The organism is Micromonospora jinlongensis (assembly GCF_013410645.1).
In the GTDB taxonomy this organism is placed as follows: domain Bacteria; phylum Actinomycetota; class Actinomycetes; order Mycobacteriales; family Micromonosporaceae; genus Micromonospora; species Micromonospora zamorensis.
Genome location: NZ_JACCHK010000001.1, coordinates 5,430,055 through 5,454,800, shown reverse-complemented (window position 1 = coordinate 5,454,800; position 24,746 = coordinate 5,430,055). Strand labels below are relative to the sequence as shown.

At 69.5% G+C, this 24,746-nt stretch carries 23 protein-coding genes; 13 read left to right on the top strand and 10 right to left on the bottom strand.

Annotated features, from left to right (window positions below; translation table 11 throughout):
• Positions 1-42 precede the first annotated feature (42 nt).
• Together HNR22_RS24580 and HNR22_RS24575 are read left to right on the top strand one after the other, a co-directional pair.
• Positions 43-495, top strand: coding sequence for a helix-turn-helix domain-containing protein (locus tag HNR22_RS24580; RefSeq protein ID WP_218906675.1), 453 nt, complete (start codon positions 43-45; stop codon positions 493-495).
• Positions 488-856, top strand: a complete 369-nt coding sequence (locus tag HNR22_RS24575) for a DUF4180 domain-containing protein (protein ID WP_179782322.1) — start codon at positions 488-490, stop codon at positions 854-856. The genes HNR22_RS24580 and HNR22_RS24575 overlap by 8 nt, the downstream gene beginning before the upstream one ends.
• Positions 857-860: 4 nt before the next feature.
• Here HNR22_RS24575 and HNR22_RS24570 read toward each other — a convergent pair whose 3' ends face one another.
• Entirely contained in the window at positions 861-1,496 is a 636-nt protein-coding gene (locus tag HNR22_RS24570) for an 8-oxoguanine DNA glycosylase OGG fold protein (RefSeq protein ID WP_179782321.1), read from the bottom strand.
• A gap of 179 nt (positions 1,497-1,675) precedes the next feature.
• Between HNR22_RS24570 and HNR22_RS24565 the strand changes: the two genes are divergently transcribed.
• Positions 1,676-2,530: a YwqG family protein gene (locus HNR22_RS24565; RefSeq protein WP_179782320.1), complete on the top strand. Its 855-nt coding sequence runs from the start codon at positions 1,676-1,678 to the stop codon at positions 2,528-2,530.
• 188 nt (positions 2,531-2,718) lie between these two features.
• Here the strand turns inward: HNR22_RS24565 and HNR22_RS31745 are convergent, their stop codons facing one another.
• Together HNR22_RS31745 and HNR22_RS24555 are read right to left on the bottom strand one after the other, a co-directional pair.
• The gene (locus HNR22_RS31745; RefSeq protein ID WP_179782319.1) at positions 2,719-3,111 is read right to left on the bottom strand and encodes a hypothetical protein; all 393 of its coding nucleotides are present in this window, start codon (positions 3,109-3,111) and stop codon (positions 2,719-2,721) included.
• 240 nt (positions 3,112-3,351) lie between these two features.
• Positions 3,352-4,278 (bottom strand): S-4TM family putative pore-forming effector, encoded by a 927-nt coding sequence (locus tag HNR22_RS24555; protein ID WP_179782318.1) that lies wholly within the window; start codon positions 4,276-4,278, stop codon positions 3,352-3,354.
• Between the two features lie 296 nt (positions 4,279-4,574).
• On the opposite strand from HNR22_RS24555, the gene HNR22_RS24550 reads away from it, so the two are divergent.
• Positions 4,575-6,935, top strand: a complete 2,361-nt coding sequence (locus HNR22_RS24550; protein ID WP_179782317.1) for a hypothetical protein — start codon at positions 4,575-4,577, stop codon at positions 6,933-6,935.
• A 35-nt stretch (positions 6,936-6,970) separates the two neighbouring features.
• Here HNR22_RS24550 and HNR22_RS24545 read toward each other — a convergent pair whose 3' ends face one another.
• Positions 6,971-7,357: a peptidase inhibitor family I36 protein gene (locus tag HNR22_RS24545; protein ID WP_179782316.1), complete on the bottom strand. Its 387-nt coding sequence runs from the start codon at positions 7,355-7,357 to the stop codon at positions 6,971-6,973.
• A gap of 424 nt (positions 7,358-7,781) precedes the next feature.
• Between HNR22_RS24545 and HNR22_RS24540 the strand changes: the two genes are divergently transcribed.
• On the top strand, positions 7,782-8,663 hold the full coding sequence (locus HNR22_RS24540; RefSeq protein ID WP_179782315.1) for a cellulose binding domain-containing protein: 882 nt from the start codon (positions 7,782-7,784) through the stop codon (positions 8,661-8,663).
• Positions 8,664-8,791: 128 nt separating this feature from the next.
• On the opposite strand, the gene HNR22_RS24535 is transcribed toward HNR22_RS24540, so the two are convergent.
• Positions 8,792-9,904 (bottom strand): FAD-binding oxidoreductase, encoded by a 1,113-nt coding sequence (locus HNR22_RS24535; RefSeq protein WP_218906673.1) that lies wholly within the window; start codon positions 9,902-9,904, stop codon positions 8,792-8,794.
• 219 nt (positions 9,905-10,123) lie between these two features.
• On the opposite strand from HNR22_RS24535, the gene HNR22_RS24530 reads away from it, so the two are divergent.
• The 4 genes from HNR22_RS24530 (at position 10,124) to HNR22_RS24515 (ending at position 15,941) form a co-directional block, all read left to right on the top strand.
• Positions 10,124-10,642, top strand: a complete 519-nt coding sequence (locus tag HNR22_RS24530; protein ID WP_179782314.1) for a flavoprotein — start codon at positions 10,124-10,126, stop codon at positions 10,640-10,642.
• A gap of 73 nt (positions 10,643-10,715) precedes the next feature.
• Positions 10,716-12,257 carry a helix-turn-helix domain-containing protein gene (locus HNR22_RS32110; protein WP_484502655.1) on the top strand — a complete coding sequence of 514 codons (1,542 nt, stop codon included), beginning with the start codon at positions 10,716-10,718 and terminating at the stop codon, positions 12,255-12,257.
• Positions 12,254-12,871 (top strand): GNAT family N-acetyltransferase, encoded by a 618-nt coding sequence (locus HNR22_RS24520; RefSeq protein ID WP_179782312.1) that lies wholly within the window; start codon positions 12,254-12,256, stop codon positions 12,869-12,871. The genes HNR22_RS32110 and HNR22_RS24520 overlap by 4 nt, the downstream gene beginning before the upstream one ends.
• On the top strand, positions 12,858-15,941 hold the full coding sequence (locus tag HNR22_RS24515; protein WP_179782311.1) for a DEAD/DEAH box helicase: 3,084 nt from the start codon (positions 12,858-12,860) through the stop codon (positions 15,939-15,941). The genes HNR22_RS24520 and HNR22_RS24515 overlap by 14 nt, the downstream gene beginning before the upstream one ends.
• A gap of 64 nt (positions 15,942-16,005) precedes the next feature.
• Here HNR22_RS24515 and HNR22_RS24510 read toward each other — a convergent pair whose 3' ends face one another.
• Positions 16,006-16,770 (bottom strand): alpha/beta fold hydrolase, encoded by a 765-nt coding sequence (locus HNR22_RS24510; protein WP_179782310.1) that lies wholly within the window; start codon positions 16,768-16,770, stop codon positions 16,006-16,008.
• Between the two features lie 175 nt (positions 16,771-16,945).
• Here HNR22_RS24510 and HNR22_RS24505 point away from each other — a divergent pair, with 175 nt between their 5' ends.
• Positions 16,946-17,314: a VOC family protein gene (locus HNR22_RS24505; RefSeq protein ID WP_179782309.1), complete on the top strand. Its 369-nt coding sequence runs from the start codon at positions 16,946-16,948 to the stop codon at positions 17,312-17,314.
• A 21-nt stretch (positions 17,315-17,335) separates the two neighbouring features.
• Positions 17,336-17,773, top strand: a complete 438-nt coding sequence (locus tag HNR22_RS24500; RefSeq protein ID WP_179782308.1) for a VOC family protein — start codon at positions 17,336-17,338, stop codon at positions 17,771-17,773.
• 94 nt (positions 17,774-17,867) lie between these two features.
• On the opposite strand, the gene HNR22_RS24495 is transcribed toward HNR22_RS24500, so the two are convergent.
• Positions 17,868-19,100, bottom strand: a complete 1,233-nt coding sequence (locus tag HNR22_RS24495; RefSeq protein WP_179782307.1) for a hypothetical protein — start codon at positions 19,098-19,100, stop codon at positions 17,868-17,870.
• A 153-nt stretch (positions 19,101-19,253) separates the two neighbouring features.
• Here HNR22_RS24495 and HNR22_RS24490 point away from each other — a divergent pair, with 153 nt between their 5' ends.
• Entirely contained in the window at positions 19,254-19,949 is a 696-nt protein-coding gene (locus HNR22_RS24490) for a hypothetical protein (protein WP_179782306.1), read from the top strand.
• Positions 19,950-20,015: 66 nt separating this feature from the next.
• Here the strand turns inward: HNR22_RS24490 and HNR22_RS24485 are convergent, their stop codons facing one another.
• From HNR22_RS24485 to HNR22_RS24475, 3 genes are all read right to left on the bottom strand, one after another.
• Positions 20,016-21,146, bottom strand: coding sequence for an epoxide hydrolase family protein (locus HNR22_RS24485; protein WP_179782305.1), 1,131 nt, complete (start codon positions 21,144-21,146; stop codon positions 20,016-20,018).
• A gap of 128 nt (positions 21,147-21,274) precedes the next feature.
• Complete coding sequence (locus HNR22_RS24480; RefSeq protein WP_179782304.1) at positions 21,275-21,802, bottom strand: WapI family immunity protein; 528 nt, start codon at positions 21,800-21,802, stop codon at positions 21,275-21,277.
• Positions 21,803-21,847: 45 nt separating this feature from the next.
• On the bottom strand, positions 21,848-23,008 hold the full coding sequence (locus HNR22_RS24475) for a hypothetical protein (RefSeq protein ID WP_179782303.1): 1,161 nt from the start codon (positions 23,006-23,008) through the stop codon (positions 21,848-21,850).
• Between the two features lie 170 nt (positions 23,009-23,178).
• Here HNR22_RS24475 and HNR22_RS24470 point away from each other — a divergent pair, with 170 nt between their 5' ends.
• Positions 23,179-24,729, top strand: coding sequence for a gluconokinase (locus HNR22_RS24470; protein ID WP_343059948.1), 1,551 nt, complete (start codon positions 23,179-23,181; stop codon positions 24,727-24,729).
• Positions 24,730-24,746 lie beyond the last annotated feature (17 nt).

Sequence of the window (24,746 nt, the reverse complement as noted above, 5' to 3'; positions counted from 1 at the left end):
CACCTGTCCCTAACCTTCCCTATCTCAGTAGGATAGGTAACAATGACGGAAGACATGTACTCAGTTGAGCAGGTCGCCGACCGGCTCGGGCTGCACGTGCGAACGGTGCGCAGCTATATCCGCTCGGGCCGGTTGCGCGCGGTGCGGATCGGCAAGCAGTACCGGATCGCCGCCAGTGATCTCGACGCGCTCACCGGTCAGGCCCCGGCCGCGCCCACCGTCGCCCGGCAGGCGGAGGTGTCGAGCATCGTCCAGATCGACGGCGTCGACAAAGCCGCCGCCGACCGGCTCGGCACGCTCGTGCTCACCAGCGCCAACACCGGCCACGACCAGGCCAACCCGCTGCGGGTGCAGGCCGTGTACGACGAGCAACGCCACCGCATGAAAATCATCGTCCTGGGTGACCCGGCCTCCACCGCCGAGTTGCTGCACCTGCTCGACGCCGTGCTCAACGCCGACAACGGCCTGCTCGACCGGGAGGTCCACCATGCCTGACGAGATCCAGGAACGCGCCGGAGTGCCGGTGCTGGTCTGTGACCCCGACGGCCCGCTACTGACCACCGAGCAGGACGCGCTGGACCTGATCGGCTCGGCGTTCCTCGGCGCCCAGGTGGTCGCCGTGCCGGCCAACCGACTCGACGAACGCTTCTTCTCGCTGGGCACCCGCTTCGCCGGCGACGTGATGCAGAAGTTCGTCAACTACCGGCTGCGGCTGGCCGTCGTCGGCGACATCTCGGGGCAGCTCGCGGAGAGTTCCGCGTTGCGCGCCCTGGTGCACGAGTCGAACCAGGGCGGGCACATCTGGTTTCTCCCCGACCTCGACGCGCTCGACGCCCGCCTCCGCGCGGCGCGATAGCCCCTCACCCGCCGCCGGCAACCGTCATCTCCACCTCGTCCGCCTCGACCGCCCTCACCCGGGCCTGCTCGGCCGCCCACCGCAGATAGGCCATCCATTCCTCGGACGACCAGCCGTTGCGCCCGCCGACGCCCGCCTCGGCGGGGAGCAGGCCGGCCACGACCCGGTCGAGGATCAGGGGCTGCACACCGCCCACCCCGCGCCGGTAGCCGACGAAGTAGAGAACCTTCGTGAACAGGCCCGGCCCCAACCAGGGCAGGCGAGCATGGTCGGGGTCGACGAAGCGGCGGTAGGCCGTACGCAGCGCCGCCTCGTCAGGCGTTGGCGCTGCCACCTCCTCCAGCGCGTACGCCAGGCGCTTGCCCTCCGGATCGGCGTCGAGTGACCTGGTGGCGCGCCACGGGCCGTACCCGATGGGTCCGTAAGCCCAGACCAGCACGGCGGTCAGCAGGTGCCGTGGGCTCGCGGAGCCCGCCCGGTACGCGTCGGCCACCGCGAAGACATCGCGCCGCCAGATTTTCCCGCTCGCTGGCAAGGTGTCGGGCCACGCGTCCGACGGCAGCCCCGCCCGCCACCGGTCGGCGTTCACAATGGCCGGCGCCTGTTCCCCCGGCAATGCCGCAGCCTCGCCTGCCTGCATGGTCGCCTCCCTCGAATCGCGTTCTCTGTCCGGACGGTAGGGCCGACGCGCACCGATCCGCCGCCCACGGACGGCATATCGCGGTATCGAATGCGCCGACGCCCACTTTGGGTAGTCAGCAGCCGACGCCCACCGCATCGAAGTCGGAGAACGTCGCATCGTTGCCCTAAGGTGCCCCGGTGACTTCCCGAAACGTGAAGATCCTCGATCAGGTTCGCGCCGAGGCGCTGCGCCGCGACATCCCAGCTGCCGACGTGGAGCGCTGGCTGGAGCTCGCCCGCCCGTCCGCGCTTCTGACGGTGATGGGTGATGGGCCGGTCGTGGGCGTGGTCCATGGCCCCCCGAAGCTGCCGGCCGACGCCGAGGACCCCAAGTACCCCCTGATCGCGAGCATCGACTGCGCCGCCCTCCCGGCGGGCGTGACCGACCTTCCCCTACCGCCCGACGGCCAACTGCTGCTGTTCGGCTGGCCCGAAGACAACGGCTACGGCGAGGTGCGCTATGTGCCGGCGGGCGTGGCCGTCGAGGAGCGAGAGCAGTATCCGTCGAGCTTTCCTCCGGAGGACGAGGAGTACTCCGAGGTCTACGCGGAGATGCCGCAGCACGATCTGCGCCTGACCGTCGACGTGTCTCTGCCCTACGTCGAGACGATCCCGGGGCCCCCGTGGTCGCCGCCGCTGCCGGGAGATCCCCCGTTCGAAGAGATGACCAAGGTCTGGCGGACGGTTCTGCGCGGCGTACCGGATGGGATGTTCGCCTACGGAGGGTATGCGGCGCGGCTGCTGCTCGGTGGGTACGGCACGGAATACAACGGCTTCAACCCTGCCTGGGTGGGCGCCAACCCCTCGGGCTACTCGTGCTACGACGGGCCGGTCCGCGGCGGTGGGCCACCCGACCATGGTGACTGGGTTCTGCTGGCCGAGTTCCACGGTCTCAGGTCAGGGGGCGCGACCATCCACTGGGTGATCCAGCGTGCCGACCTGAAGGAGCGACGCTTCGACCAGGCCAGGGTCCTCGTCTACTGGAATCCGTGAGGCCGGACGAGCACTGACGGATCGGCCTGGGGTTTTGCCGGGCGGCCCTGTCCTGACGAGCGTGATACCTGTGAGTCATTCTGATGACTCACAGGTATCAGGCATTTCGAGGCGGCTGTCCGTTTCGACCGGCTGCGGAGTCGCCGCCCCCGCGCGCTGCGGAATGGCCACGTCGGACGACCTGCCGATTACACCGTGGCGCAGATGGCGTACGCCGTGTCGGACCAGTTGCCGGCGAAAGCGTCCTCCTCGGACGCGGCGGACGTCGGGGCGGTGGCGGGGCCGCCGTTGGGGCGCAGGTCGTCGACGATGCCCTCGCCGGTGACGCCGTTCAGCTCGTAGCCGGTGCCGGTGCCGGTGCCGGCGCCGGCGCCGGTGAGCACCTTCCCGGCCGGGCACGTCGCCGTGGCGCTGTGGAAGTCGGTCGAGTTGCTGACGCTGGTCGCGGTGGCCCGCACCAGGCCGGGGACCGCGGCGGACGCCGGGCTCGCCGGGGCGATCACCGCTCCGGCCGCGACGAGACCGAGCACGAGTACGGACGCTCGGGCACCGAACCGCCGGACTTGCTTCTGGGTACGCATATGTATCTCCGTCTGAGGCCCGAGCGGCGGGTGTAGTGACGCCGACTCCAAGGCCGTTCCTGATGACGGGTTGACCTTAGGTAGTCGTCTGAACAGGCATTATCTCCAAACAGACTACGTCGCGTAACGAAACATGGAGATGGTCGGTCCTCGCGGGACACCTTGGATGCCCGCGAGCCCGCTGGTCCGGGAGGGCTTCCTGGCCGTTGGTCCCGGTTGACAGTCGCTGACGGGCCGGCGTCAGTCGGTCTGGGCGGCGGGTGTCCGGGTCTGCAGGAGGTTGGCGAGGTCAGTCATCGCAGCCTGGAAGTCGGTGCGGTCGGCAGTGTGGAACCGTCGGAAGAACCAGTCGGGAACGCGGGCCTGGCCCTGCCTACTGTGGAAGATCAAATCCTGGGTCTGCCGGGCGAGGGTGAGCAGTTCCGCTCCAGTCACCGGGTCGGCATCGTGCCGGACGGCGGCGGCAACCCGCTGCTGCAGGAGCGCGAGGGCTCGGTCCCGCTCGACGGCCACCCCGCGCTGTCCCCGGTAGATCTCCAAGCCGAGCAGCAGAGCGCCGAGCGACGGCACGAACCACTGCGTCAGCAACTGCGTGACGGTCAGGTCAGCGGTCACCGCGAAGACGATCCCCACCGTCGCCCAGAGCGCCACCCCGGCGAGCACGGCGTACGCGTAGCGTCGGCGCACCCGGGCACCCCACCCGAGGTTCTGCTGCTGGCAGGCGAGCACGTCGTACGGGCGGGACAGCGGTGGCACCTCGTAGTAGTCGCGGAGGTACTGCTCGTCTCCCCGGTAGGCGCGGTCGAGTCGGCTGACCTCCTCGGCACCGAGAGGTTCACCCGCCGCGACCGCGTTCCAGGGCAGCTCGAAGAGCCGTACGTCGAACATCTCCTGGAGGGTGGCCGCCCGGCGAAGCTGACCGGTCGACCAAGAGCCGAGCCCGATCGCGTTGACCACCGCCCAGAGGGCACCGACGGCCGTGACGCCACTGGACGACACGCCGGTGAAGGCGACCACCGCGCCGACGACACTGATGGCGATGGAGAGAGCCATCCGTAGGTTGTCGAGTCGTTGTGCCCTGCTGTGGCAGACCGACATCGCGTGCAGCAGCGCCATCATCTCGGGCCGGTTCTGCCGGCTGAGCAGGGGGTCAGTACGCTGTGTCACATCACCCTCCTATCCCAGTCACGGAGTCTATATCCAGCTCAATGCATGTGACTCAAAGTCATGAAACGACTCTCCATGGTGATCATTTAGCTACCATTTAGTAGGTTTCACGAGCGACTGCGAATTTCCCACTCGTTCGCCCGAACTCGGAGTAATCTCGGAGGCCGCGCACATCCCACGTGCCTCTCTTCTCGGCCGACACAAACCCGGTCACTCCTGTCCACTTTCGCTTGATAAAGGACCGATCGACGGGCATGAACGACGGCCTCGATGACCTGTTTCAGGACCCGCCAGCCGTGAGACGACTGCGGGGCTGGGCGGCGATGCTGGGTGGCACGGTGCGGGCACCGAGTCGGCCGCTTCGGATCCGCGGATACACCGATGCCTACCTGGTCACCATCGCCTTCAGTCGACGCGTCCCCGGGGGCGGCAACAGCACGGAGAAGCTGATCGTCAAGGTGCAGGACCGCGGGACGAGGGAGCCGGGGCGGCACGAGCAGGCGTGGTCGTCCAACGAGGACTTTGCTGTCCTCCACCTGGTGCGACAGCCCTACCCCGGGCTGGACGTCGACGACGACCGCATCCTGACCTTTCAGGAGGTCGCCGCCGGTGGCCGCCCGGTGATTCCCTTCGGCGACATCGGGGACGAGTGCGTCGTTCCAGCCTTCGCTTTGGTGATGGACCAGATCCTCAACAACCTGAACCGGCGCTCGGATGACGTCCGCCGCAAGGGCCGTCCGCTGGGCAGAACCACGATCAGCGACTACCTCTGCGGCGAACTGACGGTCGCCAGCGCTCTGCCCGAGGTGTCCCACCTCGCGGCTCGCGTCGGACTGTCGGACCCGTCGAGCGACTGGTTTGTCGTAGACGGTGTCGTCCTGCCGAATCCGCTGCGGCTGGTCGCGCCGGATTCGCCCCCCAAGGACGTCTACATCGACTACGTCGTGGGGTACGCGCACGGCGACCTGCACGGGGGCAACATCCTCGTCCCCTTCGACAAGGCCCCTCGACCCGACGAGTTCCAACTGGTCGACCTCAGCGCGTTCGCGGAGAAGGCACCCCTCAGCCGGGATCTGGTCTGCCTTCTGCTGACCACCGTGCTGCGCTACGTCGCACCCCGAGGAGCCGCCGGTGAACCCGGGCTCCCGTCAGCGCAGGCTGCGGCACTCATCGACAAGCTTCTCAACCCAGCGTCCGACCGGCCGAGCCTGGTGCTGCCCCCTGTGCTGAACGAACTGGTGGACGCCGCCCACAGTGCCGGTTTGAGCGCCGTGCAGGGCAGTGGCTGGGGCGAGGAGTGGGAGACGCAGTTCCGCCTCTCCCTCATCGCCCAGGCCCTAGTCTGCGTGACCTTCGACAACCTCAGCTTCGCCGGCCGTCGGTGGTGCTTCCGACTGGCCGCGGAGGCGTACCGGAAGAGTTTCTGCTCGGTGGCGGCGCCCGCGCCGGCTGGACTGCCGGTGCTGCCACGCGCGAGCGACCAACTGGCGCCACCGCGCACCGCCGAGTGCTCGCCGGTGCCACGGCCGGTCGACGACCGGCTCGACAAGGGATGGTTGGCCAACCTCACGGCCGAGCCGGGATCGCAGCACGGCGACTACCCCCGTCCGGCAGTCACCGGCGTCAGGGCCGGCAACGCTGGGCGGTCAGCGCACACCGGACCGATGGACAACTGGATCCGCCCTGCTCCTTGGGCGGGCAATCAGTCGGCACTCCAGCGACCAGCCCTGATCGGCGACGGCGTACCGCAGCCGAGGCAGCCGCTGAACGACGGCATGAACTGGTCTCAAGCGGCAGCGAAGCGCCGGACCATGCCGAGGGCAAGCCTGCGGTGGATCACCGCGGCCATTCTCGGCGGGGCCGCCCTGGGCACCGCCGCCGCTGTCGCCATTCCCTCACCGACCGGGCTGGATCGACCGGAGGGGAAGATCACACCCCACCCACGCTCCGCCCCGGAGGCACCGGACCGTGGGTCGTCCCGGGACGAGGCAAGCCAGCGGTTGACTGGGTTGGCGCTGCAGGTCGCCATGCTGCGGGAGACACCGCCGCCAGGCGGCTACACCTTCATCTGCCGCCGCGTCTGGGGTCTCGAGGCGACTGATGGGCGCGGCCCGCAGAAAATACTCTCTCAGGAGACCCGCCTCTGGTGGAACTCCCGCCGGTCGGGCCGTTCCGTCACGACGACTGAGGTGAATGGGCGCCGGACAGAGCCGCCGGACGTGGAAACGTACGGCGAAGGGGAGCTGTCGGCGGTCCTCCCGCTCCCGGCAGACGACCTGACCGAGCTGCGCGACCAACTCGGGGAGCTCTTCGATGAGTTGACGCCAGCGCGGCGCAACGCGGCCGGGGCGCTGCGACTCGTGGCACAGTTCCATCAGAACCACCTGTTGACGCCCGGCCAGCGGGCGGTGCTGCTGTCGTACCTGGCCGAGACGCCGGGGATCACGTACCGCAAGAAGCAGCTCGACCAGGCGAACAGGCCCGGTCACGGGTTCAGCGCCGACGATGGCGAGAGTCGCCGCGACACCTTGATCATTGGCGAGGACGGGCGGCTGCTCAGCCACGAGCTGACGAGCGTCGGCGGCGCGGTCCTCAGCCACGAGCTGCTGGTGACGAGTACGCGGACCGAGACGACCACCGACCACGACTGCGACTGACCCCAAGGTGCGGTCCTGGCGGCGTCAGCGGCCCTTCACGGGCAGTACCGGTCCACGTAGTTCGGCCACTCCCGGTAGGGTGCGGCGTCGCTGCGGACACGATTGCCCGTGCCGACGGCGAACAACTTCATGTCGTAGTAGTAGAACCACACGGACCCGCTGCCGAGGTTGTAGTGCGCGGACTCGACCCGGTCCTGCCACTGCCAGGTCGCGAGGTTCTGGCGGCCGCACGAGGAGAGCCGGCCGCGGGGGTACCCGAAGTTGGGCAACTCGTAGAAGCAGTACCAACCCGAGGGACAGTCAGCCGTGGCGAGCACCCCGGTGGGCGCCCGCAGGGTGACGATGAATGTGCCGTTCTGATAGCTGATCTCGTTATCGCTGATCGCCGCACCACCTGGGTGCTCGGCGAGATAATTCGCCATCTCTTGGCGGAGAGCAGAATGATCGGCCGCCGCGGCTCGGGCTGGGGCTGGGGCCAAGAACAGGACCAGGAGACAGCCGAACATGGCGGACAGCGCCGCCTGGAAAGGCGGAGAAATCATCATTCGACACCTCGCGATGTGAGCGCGCAGGGACGTGAAGGGCGCACCCATGGTCGACTCAACAGCGGGTGCGAGACGCGGGGAATCGGTGGAATCCACCGCCCGGCAAGCATATGAACAGATCCCTATGATCACCAGCGGGGCGCCAAAAGAAGACGTAATGCCGTTTCCGCAGTACGCAAATCGACGCATTCGGTCCTGCCGCCGATTACCTCTGACCGATTCATGGAAGTTGCATTCGGCACCTGGTCGCGCAGCACAAACAGACATTGATGCCTGATGATAGATCGCTTACGATTCGGTCATGAGTGCCCGCCGTGTCGCCGCCGTCGTCGCCCTGGCCGCGCTGGCGAGCCTGCTCGCCGTCAACGCCGCGAGCGCGGACGGCCCGGCCATCAGCACCCCCGGCAACCCCGTGGTGGTGGCCAACGAACCCCACCAACTCACGCTCAGTTGGGCACCCTCCACCTGGATCGGCGATCCGGCGGCCCAGCAGCCGATCAACTACGAGGTGCAGGCACTGCTGGGCCCCAACACGTACCGCTGGCTCGGCACCACGCTCGACACCACAATCACCCTGACCGACCTGGCGCCCGGCACGACGTACTGGATCGCGATTGGCGCCCGTGCGCTCGGCGGCTATTCCGACAGCTCGCCCGGCATCACCGTGCGCACCGCCAGCGGACGCGCGACGGTCAGCTACCTCAACCTGGACTGGTCCCCGACGAACAACCAGATCCAGCACCTTCTGAAGGTCACCAACACCGGCACCGGGCCGCTCGACCTGAGCGGGGTGCGGGTGCGCTACCACCTGCGCTTCGAGGGCGGCAACACGTCGCTGGTGCCGAACTGCGACTGGGCCGCGCTGGGCTGCGACCGGATCCGGCAGACCGTGCAGTTCTTCATCCCGCCGGGCGGGCCGTCCCCGTTGACGACACCCGGGCCGGGCTACCCGATCCCGGGCACCGCGGCCCCCGGCTGGGTGGAGCTGACCTTCACCGGCGGGGTGCTCGAACCTGGCGCGTCGACCGGGCCGATCCAGCTACGGCACCACCGGCACAGTTGGAGTGACATCGAAGAACGCGACGACCCGAGCTGGCTCGCCGCCACCAGCCAGTGGACCGAGAACGACAAGATCACGCTGGACGTCGACGGGGTACGCGAGTTCGGCGACCTCTCCTCCTGACCGCGTCCGGCGACCGGCGGGAGCGGTGACCGGCCGGCGATGTCGTGACGAGCGGTATACCTGTGAGTCATATTTATGCCTCACAGGTATATGCAATCCGAGCATCAGCGTCACCACTACCGGGCTGGTCAACCCCCGACCGGCCGCTCTGCGGGCAGGTGGATGCGTGCGGCGGGGACACCGAGGGCGAGCAGTCGTGGCCGCGCACCGGCCAGCATCGCCCCTGGGCCGCAGAGGTAAACCTCCTGGCCGGGCCGGTGGTGGTGAAGGGCGATGGTCAGGGCATCACCCCGCTCGGCCGGTTCGGCGCAGGGGTCGTCGGAGAAGGCCGGCACGATGGTCAGCCAGTCGTGGGCGCACTGCAGCTTGTCGAGGCTGACCGAGTCGTACAGGTCTGTGAAGGTGCGCGCGCCGACCACCAGCGTCACCCGCCGGCCGTCCGGTGCGGCGGCGACCTGCTCGACCAGGGAGCGCAGCGGCGCCAGGCCGGTGCCACCGGCGACGAGCAGCAGATCGCTCGCGCACGCCGGGTCGAGGCGCAGACCCGTGTCGCCGGGTGGGCCGAGCCAGAGCAGCTCGCCGGGGCGTACCTCATGGACCAGTCGGTGGGAGACGGTGCCGGCGGGTACGGCGCGGACGTGCAGCTCGACGGTGCCGTCGGCGCGTGGGGCGTTTGCCGGGGAGAGCCAGCGCCAGTGCCCCGACAGGCGCGGCGTGCACACCGGCACGGCCTGACCTGGTTGGAAGGGCAGTCGCCGCCAGGGACGTACCGTCAGGATGGCGATGTCGGGCGACGGCCGGTCGTGGCCGATCACCTGGACGTGCCACCAGGCCCGGCCGTCGCCGGCCTGCGCGGCGGCGCGCCGCACGGCCTGCGTGGCTCGGCACAGGGCGCGTTCCGCGGCCGGGGCGAGCTGCGGCGTCCACAGTGGTCGGACGTGGCGGGCCACGGTGGCGAGCACCGCGTCGCCGATCGTGGTGGCGTGCGGGAGCAGGTCGAAATGACGGTACGCGCGGCCGAGCACCATGAGCAGCGCCGCCCGGCTCGCCGGGTCGTCCCCGCCGACCATGAGGCGGCCCAGCGCGGTGAAGAACAGCGGCGCGTCGCGGTGTGGAAGCAGGCCGGGTCGACGGTCTTCGACTGTGCACCAGAAGTCGCCGGCGGCCCGCACGTCGACCGACGCCCAGGCGGCGGCAAGACTCACGCGAGCCGAGTGGTCGTCGTCGATCAGGGTGGGCATGTCGGCTCCGAGACGTTGACGGATCGAGAGGCACCGGGGCGGGCGGGACGCGGCTGCGCCGTTGAGGGCCGGCGCAACTCCGAAACCAGCACCCGCCCCGGGCCATGGGCCGACTCTCGCGCTTGACCAGGCAATACGGCATGTCACAGTGATCGTCGACAGCATGCGCGGCCCGTATGCGGTCAACCAGGCGCCACCCTGGTCGGGCAGACTGCGGGCATGATGGAACACCCGGTGCTGTATCTGGTCGTCTGCGCCGCGGGTCCGGCGGAATACATCGACGAGCTGGTCGATGTGCTGATCGCCGACGGGTGGCGGGTGTGCATGATCGTCAGTCCTACCGCCGCTCCGTGGCTCGACCGGGAGGCGTTGCAAGACAAGACCGGCTATCTCGTACGCGTGGAGTGGCGCATGCCCGGCGACCCGGAGCCGCACCCGCCGGCCGATGTGGTGGTGGCCGCCCCGCTCACGTTCAACACGGTGATGAAGTGGGCGCTGGGCATCAACGACACCCTGGCGCTCGGTGTCCTCAACGAGTCGCTGGGCGCGGGACTGCCGATCCTTGCCTTCCCGCACGTCAAGGCGGAGTTGGGCGCGCATCCGGCGTACGCCGGTCACCTGGCGGTGCTGCGCGCTGCCGGCGTTGTCGTCGCCAAGGGGAAGGTGCTGAACCCGACGGACGAGAAGGATCGTTGGGCCATGGTCGTCGAGGCGCTGCGGCTGCTTCGCCCAGTCTGAGCGTCTGCTCCCTCGGACGGCGGTCCTTGAGATATGCGTCGTGCGTATACCAGCGCTCCACGCAGCGTGTTCAATGGACAGGCTCGATGAGGCGAGACGGACGGAGCCGCCGGTGACCCACGCGAACTGCCCTCGGTGCGGTGGACGGCTGGCCCGGGACAACGACAGCGGACGGTGTACGCCGTGCCAGGCCGCCGAGCGGGACCGGTTGAGCGCGCCGATGGTTGTGCCTCCAAGCTTCTGGGAGCACGAGCCGGTACGACGGGCCCTGGCGGAGCGGCATCTCGGGCGGGTGATCAGGGCGTACCGGTGCCATCCGTACCACGGGCGGGTCGCCTTGCCGCAGACCGTGGTGGCGGGGTGGTTGGGGATCACGCAGGCGCAGTTGAGTCGGGTGGAGAACGGGCCGCCGCTGGTGCACCTGGACCGACTGGCGCACTGGGCGCAGCTTCTCGGGATTCCAGCTTCTTGCCTCTGGTTCGGTCTCCCTGGGCAGCCTTACCGAGCCGACGACGGCGCAGTAGAGGTTCCTCATGCCCACGACCCGATAGCTGAGCAGGGCGATCTGCCTGCCATGGCGGTTACCGTGGATGGGGCATCAACCCGAGGGGGTGGCGCTACGGACCGGCGACGCTTCAACGCAATGGCCGTGATCGCGGGACTCGCCGCAGCCGGTCATCCTTACCTGCTCGCTGGACATGCTGACCCAGGGAATATCGGCATGGAACAGGTACGACTGGCCAGCTCGCTGGTCGAAGATCTCCGGCGAGCCGATGCGGCAGCCGGTGCCGACCAACTCTGTGACGTCGCCATTCAAGTGCACACCAGGCTGTCGAGCTGGGCGGCGGGAGCGAGCTACAGCAGAGACGTTGGCGACGCCCTTCAAAGCGCTTTGGCTGACCTCGGCATTCAGGCCGCCTGGCTCGCCATCGACGCCGATCGCAGGCCGGAGGCCAGGCCCTACCTAAACGAGGCCATTACTCGGGCCCGCATCGCCGATGACCCCCGCGTGGAAGTACGAGCGCTGACCCAGCTATCTATGCTGCTCCGCGAGAGTCAGCCCGGAGAGTCGCTGCACTGTGCTGAAGCGGCCCTACGGGTCTCAGCCGGGTGGGCTACACCTCGACTCACCGCGCTGCTGCACCTGCGGAGGGCGCACGCCCACGCCGTGCTCAGAGATGTGAGTGGCTTCAGCCGGGAGATGACCAAAGCTCGCCGCGAGTTGGAGCGCGGACCACACGAAGATGATCCGGGATTTGTCCACTTCGTTAACTCGCAAGAGCTGAACGGCATCGAAGGGCTTTCCTACCTTGCGATGGACAGACCCGGCCGCGCGGCCCAGTCGTTCCACGCGATCATCGCCAGTCCGTCGCCGGACCATCGACGTAACCAGATCTACTACACCGTGCACCTCTCCGAAGCGGCGTACCAGCAGGGCGACATCAACGGGGCAGCGCGCACCGCACTGGACGTACTGCCCGCGGTAACCCGAATAAATTCGGGGCGGGTCAGCCGGCACCTTGCGCGTCTGCGCTCGAACCTGGCGACATCACGGCAAGCGACCACGGCAGCGCGTCAGTTCGTCGACGCCTACGACCAGGCGGTGAGCCTGTGATCGAGGGCTTGCGGCTTCGCCACCACCTCGCCGACGAGGCTTATGGAATCTTGGATCAGCTTGTGGACCTCTACCTGGAGGTCTATGCGGGCGGCGGCGAGTTCTACAGCGAGGACCGGTACCGACGTCAACTCGACCTCCACATGCAGCGCGTTGGGTGGGAGCTGGTCACCGCCACGGTCGACCGGGCCCTGGTCGGCTACATCTACGGATTCCCGCTTCCTGCACAGACGCGGTGGTGGGAGGGAATCCACCAGCCCGTGCCGCCTGGGTTCACCGACGAGGATGGCAGACGCACCTTTGCGCTCAGCGAACTGCTAGTACATCCCAACTGGCGACGTAAGGGCATCGCTGCGGCGCTGCATGACGACCTGGTTGGTGGCCGGACTGAGCCGCGAGCCACGCTGCTGGTCCGTCCCGACAACGTCGCCGCCCAAAGGGCGTATCGCTCCTGGGGCTGGAGCAGCCTCACGAAACTACGGCCGAATTGGGAAGCGGCGCCAACCTTCGATGTCTTCGTTCGCTCTGCCCATATCGTTGAGCCGAAAGGACTGCATGTCGGGGCGGCGCCGTCGCATCCACGCCCGCTACCGTGCCAAGATGACGGATCTTGAGCGGGGGCTTTACGAGCACCTGATCACCCGCGAGTTGGCCGACCGCCTCCAACACGTCGACCCCGCCCTGGTCCAGCACCACAAGCTTGACCCCGCCGACGCGCACAACACCCTCGCTCGGCACATCGCCACCATGGCCGCCCGAGCCCTCCAGTCCATCCCGAACGGCGACGACAAGCTCCATCACCAGGTCGAGATGGCGAACCAGATCGCTGACGCCATCGCCACCCTGAGCCCCAAGGCCGCGACACACCAGGACCAGGTAACCGACGCCAAGCACCTGCTCCACGCCATCGCCGCCCCACCAGTCCCGCCCGCGCCACCAGCCTTCCCCCAGCGCCCCACCACCCCGCTCTCCACCGGCGCGCTGCTGGTCAACGGCCGCCACCAGCCCCGCATCGGCCACGAGGTCAACCACGAGATGGCGTCGGCCGAGAGCGTCGACCTGCTCTGCGCGTTCATCAAGTGGTACGGCCTACGCATCGTCGAGCCGGCCATCCGCGAGCTGATCGCCCGAGGCGGCAAGGTCCGCGTCATCACCACCACCTACCTCGGCGCGACCGACCAGCGAGCCCTCGACCGACTCGCCGAGCTGGGCGCTGAGATCAAGGTGTCGTACGAGACGAGGACCACACGCCTGCACGCCAAGGCGTGGCTGTTCCGCCGCAACAACGGCACCACCACCGCGTACGTCGGCTCGTCCAACCTGTCGAAGACCGCGCTGGTCGACGGCGTGGAGTGGAACGTGCGCATCTCGAACATGGAGCAGCCGCACGTCATCGACACGTTCGCGGCGACGTTCGAGGACTACTGGAACGATCCGGCGTTCGAGCCATACGACGCGACCAGGGACGCCGAGCGTCTACGGCACGCGTTGAGCGGGGAGCGCCGCGACGATGCGCCGACCGAGATCTCGAACCTGGACGTGCGCCCGTACCCGTATCAGGCGGAGATCCTTGCCGACCTCGACGCCGAACGGCTGGTGCACGGGCGCTGGCGCAACCTCGTGGTGATGGCGACCGGCACCGGCAAGACGGTGGTCGCCGCCCTCGACTACCGCCGGCTCCACAAGGCGGGACGAGCAGACTCGCTGCTCTTCGTGGCCCATCAGGAGCAGATCCTGCGGCAGAGCCTGTCCACGTTCCGGCAGGTCATGGGCGACGGCAGCTTTGGCGAAACCCTCGTAGCGGGCGAGAAGCCCAACGGCTGGAAGCACGTCTTCGCCTCCATCCAGTCGCTGCACCGGCGGGAGGTGGATCCCGAGGCGTACGACATGGTGATCGTGGACGAGTTCCACCACGCCGAGGCACCGACGTACGCGCGGCTGTTGGAGCGGCTGCGTCCCCGCGTACTCCTGGGGCTGACGGCGACCCCCGACCGCGCCGACGGCGGCGACGTGCGCCGGTGGTTCGACGGACGCGCGGCAGTTGAGCTGCACCTGTGGGAGGCGTTGGAGCGGCAGTTGTTGGCTCCGTTCCAGTATTTCGGGCTGCACGACGACGAGGACCTGTCGCGTGTCACCTGGAAGCGCGGTCAGGGTTACGACCTGACGCAGCTCAGCACCATCTACACCGGCAACGATGCCCGGGCGCGGACGGTGCTGCGCGCGGTCCGCGAGAAGGTGGACGTTGGGCGAATGCGGGCGCTCGGGTTCTGCGTGAGCATTGGGCACGCGGAGTTCATGGCTGCGTTCTTCCGGAAGCACGGTGTCGAGGCGGCGGCGGTGACCTCGAAGGCCGGCACCGATCGGGCGGGGCTGTTGCGGGACTTCAAGGCCGGCAAGCTGCGGGTGCTCTTCACGGTGGACCTGTTCAACGAGGGCGTTGACCTGCCGATGGTCGACACGATCCTGATGCTGCGGCCCACCGAGAGCGCCACGATCTTCCTCCAACAGCTCGGCCGTGGCCTGCGCCTCGACGACGACAAGCCCTGCCTGACCGTGCTCGACTTCATCGGCGGGCAGCACGCCAACTTCCGCTTCGACCTGCGGTGGCGTGCCCTGACCGGGGTGAGCCGGCGGGCGATTACGGAGGCGGTCCGCGACGATTTCCCGAGCCTGCCGAGCGGCTGCCACGTCGAGCTGGATCGGGTGGCGAAGGAGGTCGTGCTCGCCAACCTGCGATCGGCGTTGCCCACCTCCAAGGCCGGCCTGGTGTCTGAGCTGCGGCAACTCGGCGACGTCAGCCTGGCGACGTTCCTCCGCGAGACCGGCTTGGAGATCGAGGACGTGTACCGGTGGGCCAGCATCGGCGGCTGGGCCGGGCTGCGGCGGCTCGCCGGTATCGAGACGTCCGCGCCCGGCCCGGACGACCGGGAGCTGGGCCGGGCCATCGGTCGCATGCTGCACACCGACGACATCGACCGGCTGGAGCTGCTGACCAGGGTCGCGGCGGGACCGCCCGCGCCAGGTCAGCAGGTGTACGCGGGCAATGGCCGCCTACTGGACATGCTGCACTTCAGCCTGTGGGGACCAACCGCACCCCTAATGACGCGCGACGAGCGGCTGGCCCGATTGTGGAAGGACCCGGCCCGCTGCGCCGAGTTGCGCCAGGTCGCCGAGGTGCTGCGCGATCGCATCCACCGGGTCACACCCACTGCCGCTCTGGGTGAGGTGCCGTTGCGGGTGCACGCCCGGTACAGCCGCAACGAGGCGTGCGCCGCCTTCGGGATGACCAACCCGGGGTCGCTGCGCGAGGGGGTGAAGTGGTTGCCCGACGCCCAGGCCGACCTGTTCTTCGTTACCCTGATCAAGTCGGAATCGCACTACTCCCCCACCACCATGTACGCCGACCGGGCCATCACCGACACCCTGTTCCAGTGGGAGTCGCAGAGCACCACCTCGTCGGCGTCGGCAACCGGGCAGCGCTACACGTCGGGCGGCTCGACGGTGCACCTCTTCGTCCGGGAAACCCGGATCGCCGACCGCGACCTGGGCGCACCGCCGTACCTGTACGCCGGCACCATGACGTACGAGTCGCACACCGGCGACCGACCCATGCGCGTCCTGTGGAACCTCCACCACGCCCTACCCGCTGACGTGTATGCCACCGCTCGAACGATCGCCGCTTAGTGGGCCGCCGGGTCCCCCGGCCGCCGCCTCATCGTTCAAGAGGCCGGATTGAAGTTCCCCTGGTTCAGCCGGACTCGGACAGAAAGCCGCTGACCGCAACGGCGAACTGCGCTTGAGCATCGTGATGCACGACGTGACCTGCTGGCAGCTCGGCAAGACGGGCCCGGCCGGCACGACGGGTGGTCATCTCCCGCGCGTGAGCGGCGGTCAGCTCATCACTGCGCGTTCCCCGGATCAGGAGGGTAGGGCAGGTCACCGACACCCAGTCCTTCCAGTGGTCACCGTTGAGCGCCTTCTGGGATGCCACCGTGTCATCGATGTCGAACGAGAAGCCCCAACCGTCCTTCGACTGACGGAAGGAGCACTCCAGATAGGGGGCCGCCGCGCCCAGGGCCGAGGCCAGCGCATCGCGGTTTGGCGCGTGGCGAGGGAGACTGGTGGTGAACGACCAGTCGCAGTCCACGACCGCGCCGATGTCCTCGACCACCAGCGCCGTGACCCGATCCGGTTGCCAGCCGGCGTACTGGTAGGCGTTCACCCCGCCGAGTGAGTGGCCCAGCACCGGCACAGGGCCGATTCCCAGATGGCGATGGAAGGCGGCGAGGTCGGCAACGTAGTCGTCCCGCCCATAGCTCTCGGCACGGTCGGACTCTCCATGCCCGCGCTGATCGAGCGCGATCACCCGCCACCGCGGCGCCAACGCCTCGGCCAGCGGCGCGAATGCCGAGGCTTCGTTGTAGTGCCCGTGCAGGGCGAGGAGCGGAGCACCCGAACCACCAAAGTCCAGATACGAGAGCCTGCGACCCTCAACCTCGAAGAACCCACGCATGACCTGGAATGCTAGATCAACGACCGTTCGAGAGGCCCTGGGAGCCGGACGTGGTCAAGCCGCTCTGAGTCGCTGAAAGGCCTCGGCACACCAAGCGGTGAGCAACGCGGGCCGCGTGTCACACCCCGTCGTTAGCGTGACGTCCGCCCTGAACCCGTGACTGGAGGAACCCGCGATGATGGATCATCTGTCCGTGCAGGTCCGCGACGTGCCAGCCAGCGCCGCCTTCTACGACGCGGTGCTCGCCCCACTCGGCGGTCGCCGCCTGTTGGAGTTCCCGAACGTCGTCGGCTACGGCACTGACCGCCCCGAGTTCTGGCTCGGCCCCACCGACACCTCCGGCGAAGCGCGCGAGCTGCACCTGGCCTTCACCGCCGACGACCGCGCCACCGTCCAGGCGTTCCACGACGCCGCCATCAAGGCCGGCGCGGAGGTCCTGCATGCACCTCGGGTGTGGCCGGAGTACCACCCGACATACTTCGCCGCGTTCGTCCGTGACCCGGATGGCAACAACGTCGAGGCTGTCTGCCACGCCCCCGAGTGATCGCACGTTAGGTTGAGGACCATGGAGCAGCGCATCAGCCTCGTCACCCTGGGCGTCTCGGACGTAGCCCGCGCAAAAGCGTTCTACGAGCAGCTCGGCTGGCACGGTCAGGAGGTCGAGGAGACGGTCTTCCTCCAGGCCGGCGGCCTGGCCCTCGTTCTCTGGGGCCGCGAAAAGCTGGCAGCCGACGCCGGCATCAGCGATCGGCGCGCGGACGGCTTCGGCGGGGTGACCCTGGCTCAGAACGTCCGCTCGCGGGAGGAGGTCGACGAGCTGATGGCGACGGCGACCAAGGCTGGCGGCAGGGTGACCATGCCGGCGAGGGAGACGTTCTACGGCGGCTACGCGGGCTATTTCGCCGACCCGGACGGTCACCTCTGGGAGATCGCCTGGAACCCCGGCTTCACCCTCGCCGCGGACGGCACCCTGACCGTCCCCGACTTCAGTGCCATGGACTGAGCACACCCAAACGAAAGCACGCCCGCACGAAGCACGCCAGCACCAAAGCATTGCGCGGCACGCCAGCACGAACGCACGAAGGCACGCACACCGATCAGGGTGCCGGAGACGGGCAGAGCAACGGGTCCAGCAACGGAAGCTGAAGAGGATCCAGGCAGACCTTCAGCAACGCAGGTGACGGCGTCGCAGAAGGAGCTGGCGAGATCGACGCGGCGGGCGGCGTCGGCAGCGCCGGCGTGGGCGGATCCGTGGTGGGGACCGGGCCAGGTGTCGGCACCGAACTGGCGGACGGTGCCGGGGCGACGGACGGTGTGACGACCGGCGGCGGGGCCAGCGCGACCGACGGTCCCACGACTGTGGAGACAGCCACCGGCCGGACCGGGGCGGCATCCGGCCGGCTCTGCGCGGCACCGCTGACCGATCCGGTCCTGGCCTTGGGCGCCACCGGCCCGACGGGACGTATCGAAATAAGGGCAGCCTCCAGGGCGACGATTTCCGCCCGCTGCACGGGACCAACCTGTTCCGACCGCAGGACGCGAGGCCCCACAGCACCGGACCCCGGAGCGCCAGGGCCCAACGCGCCGGGACCCAACGCGCCGGGACCCATCGTCGCGAACAGCACCGCCGCGACGGCGGCAGCACCGAGCGCCCGGCGGTCGGGTCGTACCGCCGTCAGCGGTGCCTCGTCAGGTGACACCAACACAGAGGGCGAAGGCCGGGCGGCCCGGTGGGCGGCCAGCAGAGCGTCGACCTGCGCGGTGACGGTGGCACGATCGTCGGCGACCGCGAGGGTGAGGTAGAAGCGGAAGTTCACCACGGCGTTGGCCGCGACCAGCAGCCCAAAGAGTCGACCGTGGTCCGGCAGCAGGGTGACCGGCACGTCGGGGTGGTGGGCGGGGCCGACCAGGTTGGCGTACCGCCACTCGCGTCGGCGCTCTCGGCCGGCGAAGGCGACCCGGTGGCTGGTCACGACGGCCATGCCGGTGTCGACGACCCGCAGGCCCGCCGGCAGCGCCTCGCCCGACACCTCCGCGAAGGCACAGGAGCCGCCCGGGGTGGGCAGCCCGGGGATGTGCCGGGCCTCCGCCTCGACCAGCTCGGCGACGGGGAGGACGCGGAAGACGAGTTCGTCGTCGTCAAGCTCCACCGGGAGGCCGGTGCGTGGCTGCGTACACCCGAGGAAGCTGGCGGCTTCGATGCGGAGCCGGGCCAGGTGGTCGTCGCGGCGCAGCCAGGCGTTGGTGGCGTCGCGGTACGCGCGCTGCCTGCGCTCGTTCTCACGCTCGGCCCAGGCGATCCGCCAGGGGGAAGATGCCAGTGAGGTCACGGTCACACGCGGTACAACCGCTCACGTACGTGACAGGCAACGCGGACGAGATCGATGCATCCCGTTGCGCCCGAAAGGAGAGTATTGACGGACACCAGCGTCGGTGCCGCGGAGCTAGCCTGCCCAGGACCCCCATGGCCGAGGAGCTTCCTGATGCTTGATGACATGCGCGTGCTGCGTGACGCGGTACGCGACTATCGCCTCGCGGCGGCGGCGGCCGGCCTCGACTGGCCCGACCAGCCCGAGTCACCGGCCGGGCAACCGCCGGAGCAGGTCCGCCGGATCTTCGGCGTGGAGCACATCGCGGAGCAACTGACCTGGTTGCAGGCGCAGCGATGGCCCGACCATCAGTTGCTGCCCAACGTGGGGTGGCGGATGCCATGGCCGGAGGGCGGGGAGGCACTGGACTATCTGGGGTTGTCGATCGGCACGCCGTTCCCGTGGCGGCAACAACTGCCGCTGTTCTTCTTCGATGCCCTCCTCTACACGTTCGTCCTGGCCGGCGACCACGAGGGTGAGATCTGGCGCTACGAGATCTCGCCCGACGCCTGGGACTCGGTCCGTGCCGCCACCAGCCTGGCCACGCTGTTCGACCAGTGGACCAGGGGAATCGCCGCCGGTGTGGTCGTCTACGACGAGCACAGCAAGTGGCTCCTGGTCGACGACCTGGGCTCCGCTCCCGGCCTCGACCCGCTCGCCTTCCCGATCGCCCCGGTGGAGGAGACCCTGCTGCGGGCGCGGCAGCGCGAATGCGGCGTCAACATGGCCATTGTCGAGGACGGCTTCGAGTACACCGAGGAACTGTCTGACGCCATCGACGCCGCCAAGGCGTCGCTCGGCGGCGCGTAGCCCGGTGCCGGCGGCCGCTCAGGGAAACCAGAGCAGCCGCCGGGCAGGACAGGCGAACTACAGCGACTACGGGCGCAGCGAGGTGAAGAACTGCCTCATCTCACTGGCCAGCAGATCCGGCTCCTCCAGCGGCATGAAGTGCCCGCCCCGGCCCGGCTCGCTCCAGTGCCGGATGTCGGTGCAGGCCCGCTCGGCGATCTCCCGGGGGAAGTTGGCCATCGAGGGTTCGGTGCTCACCGTGAACGCGGCCGGCACGGTGATGTCGGGTCGTGGCGTGTTGTGGTCGAAGTCGGCGTACTGCCGAAACGACGAGCCGATCGTGCCGGTCGCCCAGTAGAGCGTGATGATGGTGAGCAGGGTGTCGGTGTCGATGCTGTTCGCCAGGTCGCCGTGGTTGTCGCTCCAGTCGCGGTACTTGTCGACGATCCAGGCGGCCAGCCCGGCCGGCGAGTCGGCGAGCGCCGCCGCGAGGGTGTCCGGGCGGGTGCCCATGATGGCGCTGTAGCCGCCGTCGGTCTCGTCGTACGCGGCTTCGGCGTCCAGGTACGCCTGCTCGGCCGCCGACAGTGGACGGGCGTCGAAGCTGGCCGGGAACGGTGGATGGATCATGTGGATGCCGGCCACCTGCTCCGGATGGAGGGCACCCAGCCAGCCGGTGACCACTCCCCCGACGTCGCCGCCGAAGGCGCCGTACCGCTGGTAGCCGAGCACGCCGGTCATCAGTTCGTGCAGCGTCCGAGCCAGCAACGCCCTGGTGACCGGCTCGTCCGGGACCTCCGAGAAGCCGAAGCCGGGCAGCGAGGGCACCACCACGTCGAAACCGCCGCCGGCGGGGCTGGTCAGCCGGTCGACCAGCGGCAGCATCTCGACGAAGCTGCTGGGCCAGCCGTGGCTGAGGATCAACGGCAACGGCGCGGGCGTACCCGCCGGGCGCGCGGCCCGGACGTGCAGGAAGTGCAGCTTCCGGCCGCCGACGACGGCCAGGTGCTGGGGGTACGCGTTGAGCTCGGCCTCGCGAGCGCGCCAGTCGAACCCGTCGTGCCAGTAGGACACCAGGTCCCGCAGGTAGTCGGGGTCGACGCCGCCCTGCCACGGCTGGTTGCCGCTGCGGTCGGTGAATCGGGTACGGGCCAGTCGGGCCCGCAGGTCGTCGAGGACCGCATCGGGCACGTCGATGCGGAAGGAAGAGAAAGACATTGGTCCTCCGATAAGGAGGGCGCTCCCCACGCGGAAGGTCAGCGGAGGGGGACGGCCGAGAGGAGCGCCCAGGAATGACGATGGGTGGTCACCGGGCTCACCTCCTCTCGTGGCTGACGAAGATCACTCTAGCCGAGTGGGTCGGGGAGCCGTCCCCGGGTTGGAAACCGCGACCGGGTCCGTGGCGGGTACGCCTCGCAGTGTTCGGCCCAGTGCTGGGCGGCGGTGGCGAGGGCGTCCGCGGAGACCGTGAGGACCAGCGGGTAGATCGCTGTGGACGGGCGGCGCATCCACGGTGGCAGCGACTCGGCGGAGAACTCCACGATCAGCTCCAGCCGGCGGCGGCGCAGCACCCGGCTGCGCAGGGCCAGGTTGGGTTCGGTGAAACGGACCAGCGCCGGCGGCGCGCTCAGCCCGAGGGCGGCGGTGGCCTGCCCGTGCAGCCAGCCGCCGAGGGCGCGGGCCTCCTCGACCATGAGGCTCGGGTAGTGGTGTGACCAGGTCTGACCGTCGGCGGTGCGGGCGTCCACCTCGATGAGCAGCCAGTCGTGCCAACCGGGCGTGGGTCCGTCGGGGTCGTCGGGCGGGTCGATGCCCGGCTGGTAGCCGACGGGGCGTATCCGCACCCGAGCGCCATCGTCAGACCGGATCTCCACTCGATCATTCTGGCCGACCGAAGCAGACTTTCGCCCCCAAATCGGTCACTTGGCGACGGTTCGCCGCACCCCACCGTGCTCCGCGCAGGCATTGGACCGGCCGCCGGTCAGGCTGACCGAACCGTCCCGACACTGCACCAGGTAACCCCGACCGGACCAGAACTGCGGAACGCAGTCGAACCAGTCGCACACCTCGGCGGCCGGCTTGCGGATCCGCGTCCCGCCGCAGAAGTCGTACCCCAGCGGGTTTTCCGGCGCCCCGCAGCGCGGGCCCTGAGACGCGCTCGGTGACGACCGTGGCGGCTTGGTCGACTTGGTCGACCTGGTCGGCTTCGGCGGCGGGGTGACCCGCACCGGCGACGGGCGGATCAGCGCGGGCGCCACGCTGTGGGTGGGTGCCGGGGTGGCGGCGACGGCCTCCTCCGGGCTACCGGTCGGGTCGGACGGGTCCGACTCGATCAGCGCCGCCGGCACCAGCAGCGCGATGGCGGCGGCCACCGCGAGGGTCCGCCGACCACCGGGCACCCGCGCGGTGAACCGGGCCTGTGCGGGGGTGTTCACGGCCGGCCGGAACGGCTTGAGCTGGGCGTGCTCGGCGATCAGCTCATCGAGCTGGGCGAGTACCGCGGCGCGTTGTTCGATCGCGTCGGCGAAGGCCAGCGTCAGCTTGAACCGGAAGTCCGGCGCGGCGTCGGTGGGCAGCAGCAACCCGGAGGTGAGCCGCCGGTCCAGCGCCTGGATCAGGGTGACTGGGGCTGCCGGGTCGTGGGCCAGCCCGGTGATTCGCCCGTACGCCCACTCGCGCCGGCCTCGCCCGCCGAGCAGCACCAGTCGACGGCTGGTGATCACGGCCATGCCGGCGTCGGTGACGCGTACGCCGTCGGGGCGGCGTGGACGCAGCGGGCCGGTCTGCGGGGCGACAGTCAGGTCGGGCGCGGGCAGCACGGTGGTGTGCCGCACCTCGACCAGTTGCGCCGCGGGCAGTGCCCAGAGCACCACCTCGTCGGCGGCCAACTCCAGCGGCAGTCCGGCACCGGCCGCCGCGGAGCCCTGGAAGTCGGCGGCCAGGACGCGCAGCCGCCGTAACTCGTCGTCGCGTCGCCGCCACGCCGCTTCGGCGCCGCGGTAGGTGCTGACCCGCCGCACGTTCTGCCGGTGCGCCCACCGGTACCGCCAGGTGGAACCCGTCGATTCAGTCTTTGCCACGCCGACTCCTTCGCCGCGCAGGCCACCAATCTGGGGTGTCTCCCGGTTCAACGGGGGCGGCGCGTCAGCCGGACACGCCGGAACGGGCAAAATACCCGATCGGCGTAGCAACCAGCACGATAGGGCGATACTGGGGCCGACGATTCACCTTTACCGAGGGGGTACGGGCCGTGCCGCAGGACAGGCCCGCCGTGGTCGTCGGCGTGGACATCGGCACCACCAGCACCAAGGCCGTCGCGTACGACACCGACGGGCGGCAGCTCGCCAGCCACTCGGTCGGCTACCCGCTGGACGACCCCCAACCCGGGTACGCCGAGCAGGAGCCGCAACTCATCCTCGACGCCGTGCTGAAGTCGATCAGCATGGTGGTGGCCGAGCTGGTCGAGCCGGTGTCCGGGCTGTCGTTCAGCTCCGCCATGCACAGCCTGATCGGCCTGGACGCGGCCGGCAACCCGCTCACCCCGTCGATCACCTGGGCCGACTCGCGCGCGACCCGGCAGGCGGAGCGGCTGCGGGCGGTGCCGTCCGGGCTGGCCCTGCACCGTCGCACCGGCACGCCGGTCCATCCCATGTCACCGCTGCCCAAGCTGCTCTGGTTCGCCGAGCAGGAACCGAAGCTCTTCGAGAGCGTCGCGCACTGGGTGGGCATCAAGGACTGGGTGCTGTTGCGGCTCTGCGACGCGCTGGTCGTCGACCACTCGATCGCCTCGGCCACCGGCCTGATGGACATCCACAAGCTGGAGTGGGACAGCGAGGCGCTGACCATCGCCGGCATCACCGAGGAGCAACTCCCCCAGCTCGTCGCCACCACCGCCGTGCTGCCCAGCCTCACCCCGCAGGTCGCGGCCGTGACCGGTCTGCCGGAGCGCACCCCGGTGGTGGTCGGCGCCGGGGACGGGCCACTGGCGAACCTGGGCCTGGGCGCGGTGCACCCGGGCATGGTGGCCTGCTCGATCGGCACCAGCGGCGCGATGCGCGTGATGGTGGAGCGGCCGGGCGTGGACCCGCTCGGCGGGGTGTTCTGCTACGCGCTGACCGAGCACCGCTGGACTGTCGGCGGCGCGATCAACAACGGCGGCATCGTCCTCAAGTGGGCCGGTGCGGCGCTCGCCCCGGACCTGGGCGAGCACGCCGAGGAGGAACTGGTCGCCCTCGCCGCCCGCGCGCCGGCCGGCTCGGGCGGGCTCATCATGCTGCCGTACCTGCACAGCGAACGCGCGCCGCACTGGAGCGCGCTGCCGCGCGGCGCGTACGTGGGGTTGACCCACGGGCACCGCCGCGAGCATCTGATCCGGGCGGCGTTGGAGGGGGTCTGTCAGCAGCTCGCGCTGGTGCTCAGCTCGGTGCGCGGGGCCGGCAACGAGGTTCGCGAGATCCGGGCCGGTGGCGGTTTCGCCCGCAGCGGCCTGTGGCGGCAGATGCTCGCCGACGTGCTCGGCCTGCCGGTGAGCTTTCCGGCCGCGCACGAGGGGTCGAGCTTCGGCGCGGCGCTGCTCGGCATGCAGGCTCTGGGGCTGATCCCCAGCATCGACGTCGCCGCCGACCTGGTGCGGATCGAGGAGACGATACGCCCCGACCCGGCCGCCGCCGCCACCTACGCGGCGCTGCTGCCGCTCTTCGCCGAGCTGTACGACGCGCTGGTGCCCGCCTTCACCTCGATGCGCCGGCTGGCGCCCAGCCTGCCCGCGGAACCCGAGCCCTCGGCGGGACCGCCGATGTGACCCTGCGGCCGTGGGTG

Coding starts and splice junctions, on each gene's coding strand:
- HNR22_RS24485 (WP_179782305.1), bottom strand. CDS start 21,146: ATGTCTTTCTCTTCCTTCCGCATCGACGTGCCCGATGCGGTCCTCGAC.
- HNR22_RS24505 (WP_179782309.1), top strand. CDS start 16,946: ATGATGGATCATCTGTCCGTGCAGGTCCGCGACGTGCCAGCCAGCGCC.
- HNR22_RS24490 (WP_179782306.1), top strand. CDS start 19,254: ATGCTTGATGACATGCGCGTGCTGCGTGACGCGGTACGCGACTATCGC.
- HNR22_RS24580 (WP_218906675.1), top strand. CDS start 43: ATGACGGAAGACATGTACTCAGTTGAGCAGGTCGCCGACCGGCTCGGG.
- HNR22_RS24535 (WP_218906673.1), bottom strand. CDS start 9,904: ATGCCCACCCTGATCGACGACGACCACTCGGCTCGCGTGAGTCTTGCC.
- HNR22_RS31745 (WP_179782319.1), bottom strand. CDS start 3,111: ATGCGTACCCAGAAGCAAGTCCGGCGGTTCGGTGCCCGAGCGTCCGTA.
- HNR22_RS24510 (WP_179782310.1), bottom strand. CDS start 16,770: ATGCGTGGGTTCTTCGAGGTTGAGGGTCGCAGGCTCTCGTATCTGGAC.
- HNR22_RS24545 (WP_179782316.1), bottom strand. CDS start 7,357: ATGGCGAATTATCTCGCCGAGCACCCAGGTGGTGCGGCGATCAGCGAT.
- HNR22_RS24540 (WP_179782315.1), top strand. CDS start 7,782: ATGAGTGCCCGCCGTGTCGCCGCCGTCGTCGCCCTGGCCGCGCTGGCG.
- HNR22_RS24575 (WP_179782322.1), top strand. CDS start 488: ATGCCTGACGAGATCCAGGAACGCGCCGGAGTGCCGGTGCTGGTCTGT.
- HNR22_RS32110 (WP_484502655.1), top strand. CDS start 10,716: ATGGACAGGCTCGATGAGGCGAGACGGACGGAGCCGCCGGTGACCCAC.
- HNR22_RS24500 (WP_179782308.1), top strand. CDS start 17,336: ATGGAGCAGCGCATCAGCCTCGTCACCCTGGGCGTCTCGGACGTAGCC.
- HNR22_RS24530 (WP_179782314.1), top strand. CDS start 10,124: ATGATGGAACACCCGGTGCTGTATCTGGTCGTCTGCGCCGCGGGTCCG.
- HNR22_RS24570 (WP_179782321.1), bottom strand. CDS start 1,496: ATGCAGGCAGGCGAGGCTGCGGCATTGCCGGGGGAACAGGCGCCGGCC.
- HNR22_RS24515 (WP_179782311.1), top strand. CDS start 12,858: ATGACGGATCTTGAGCGGGGGCTTTACGAGCACCTGATCACCCGCGAG.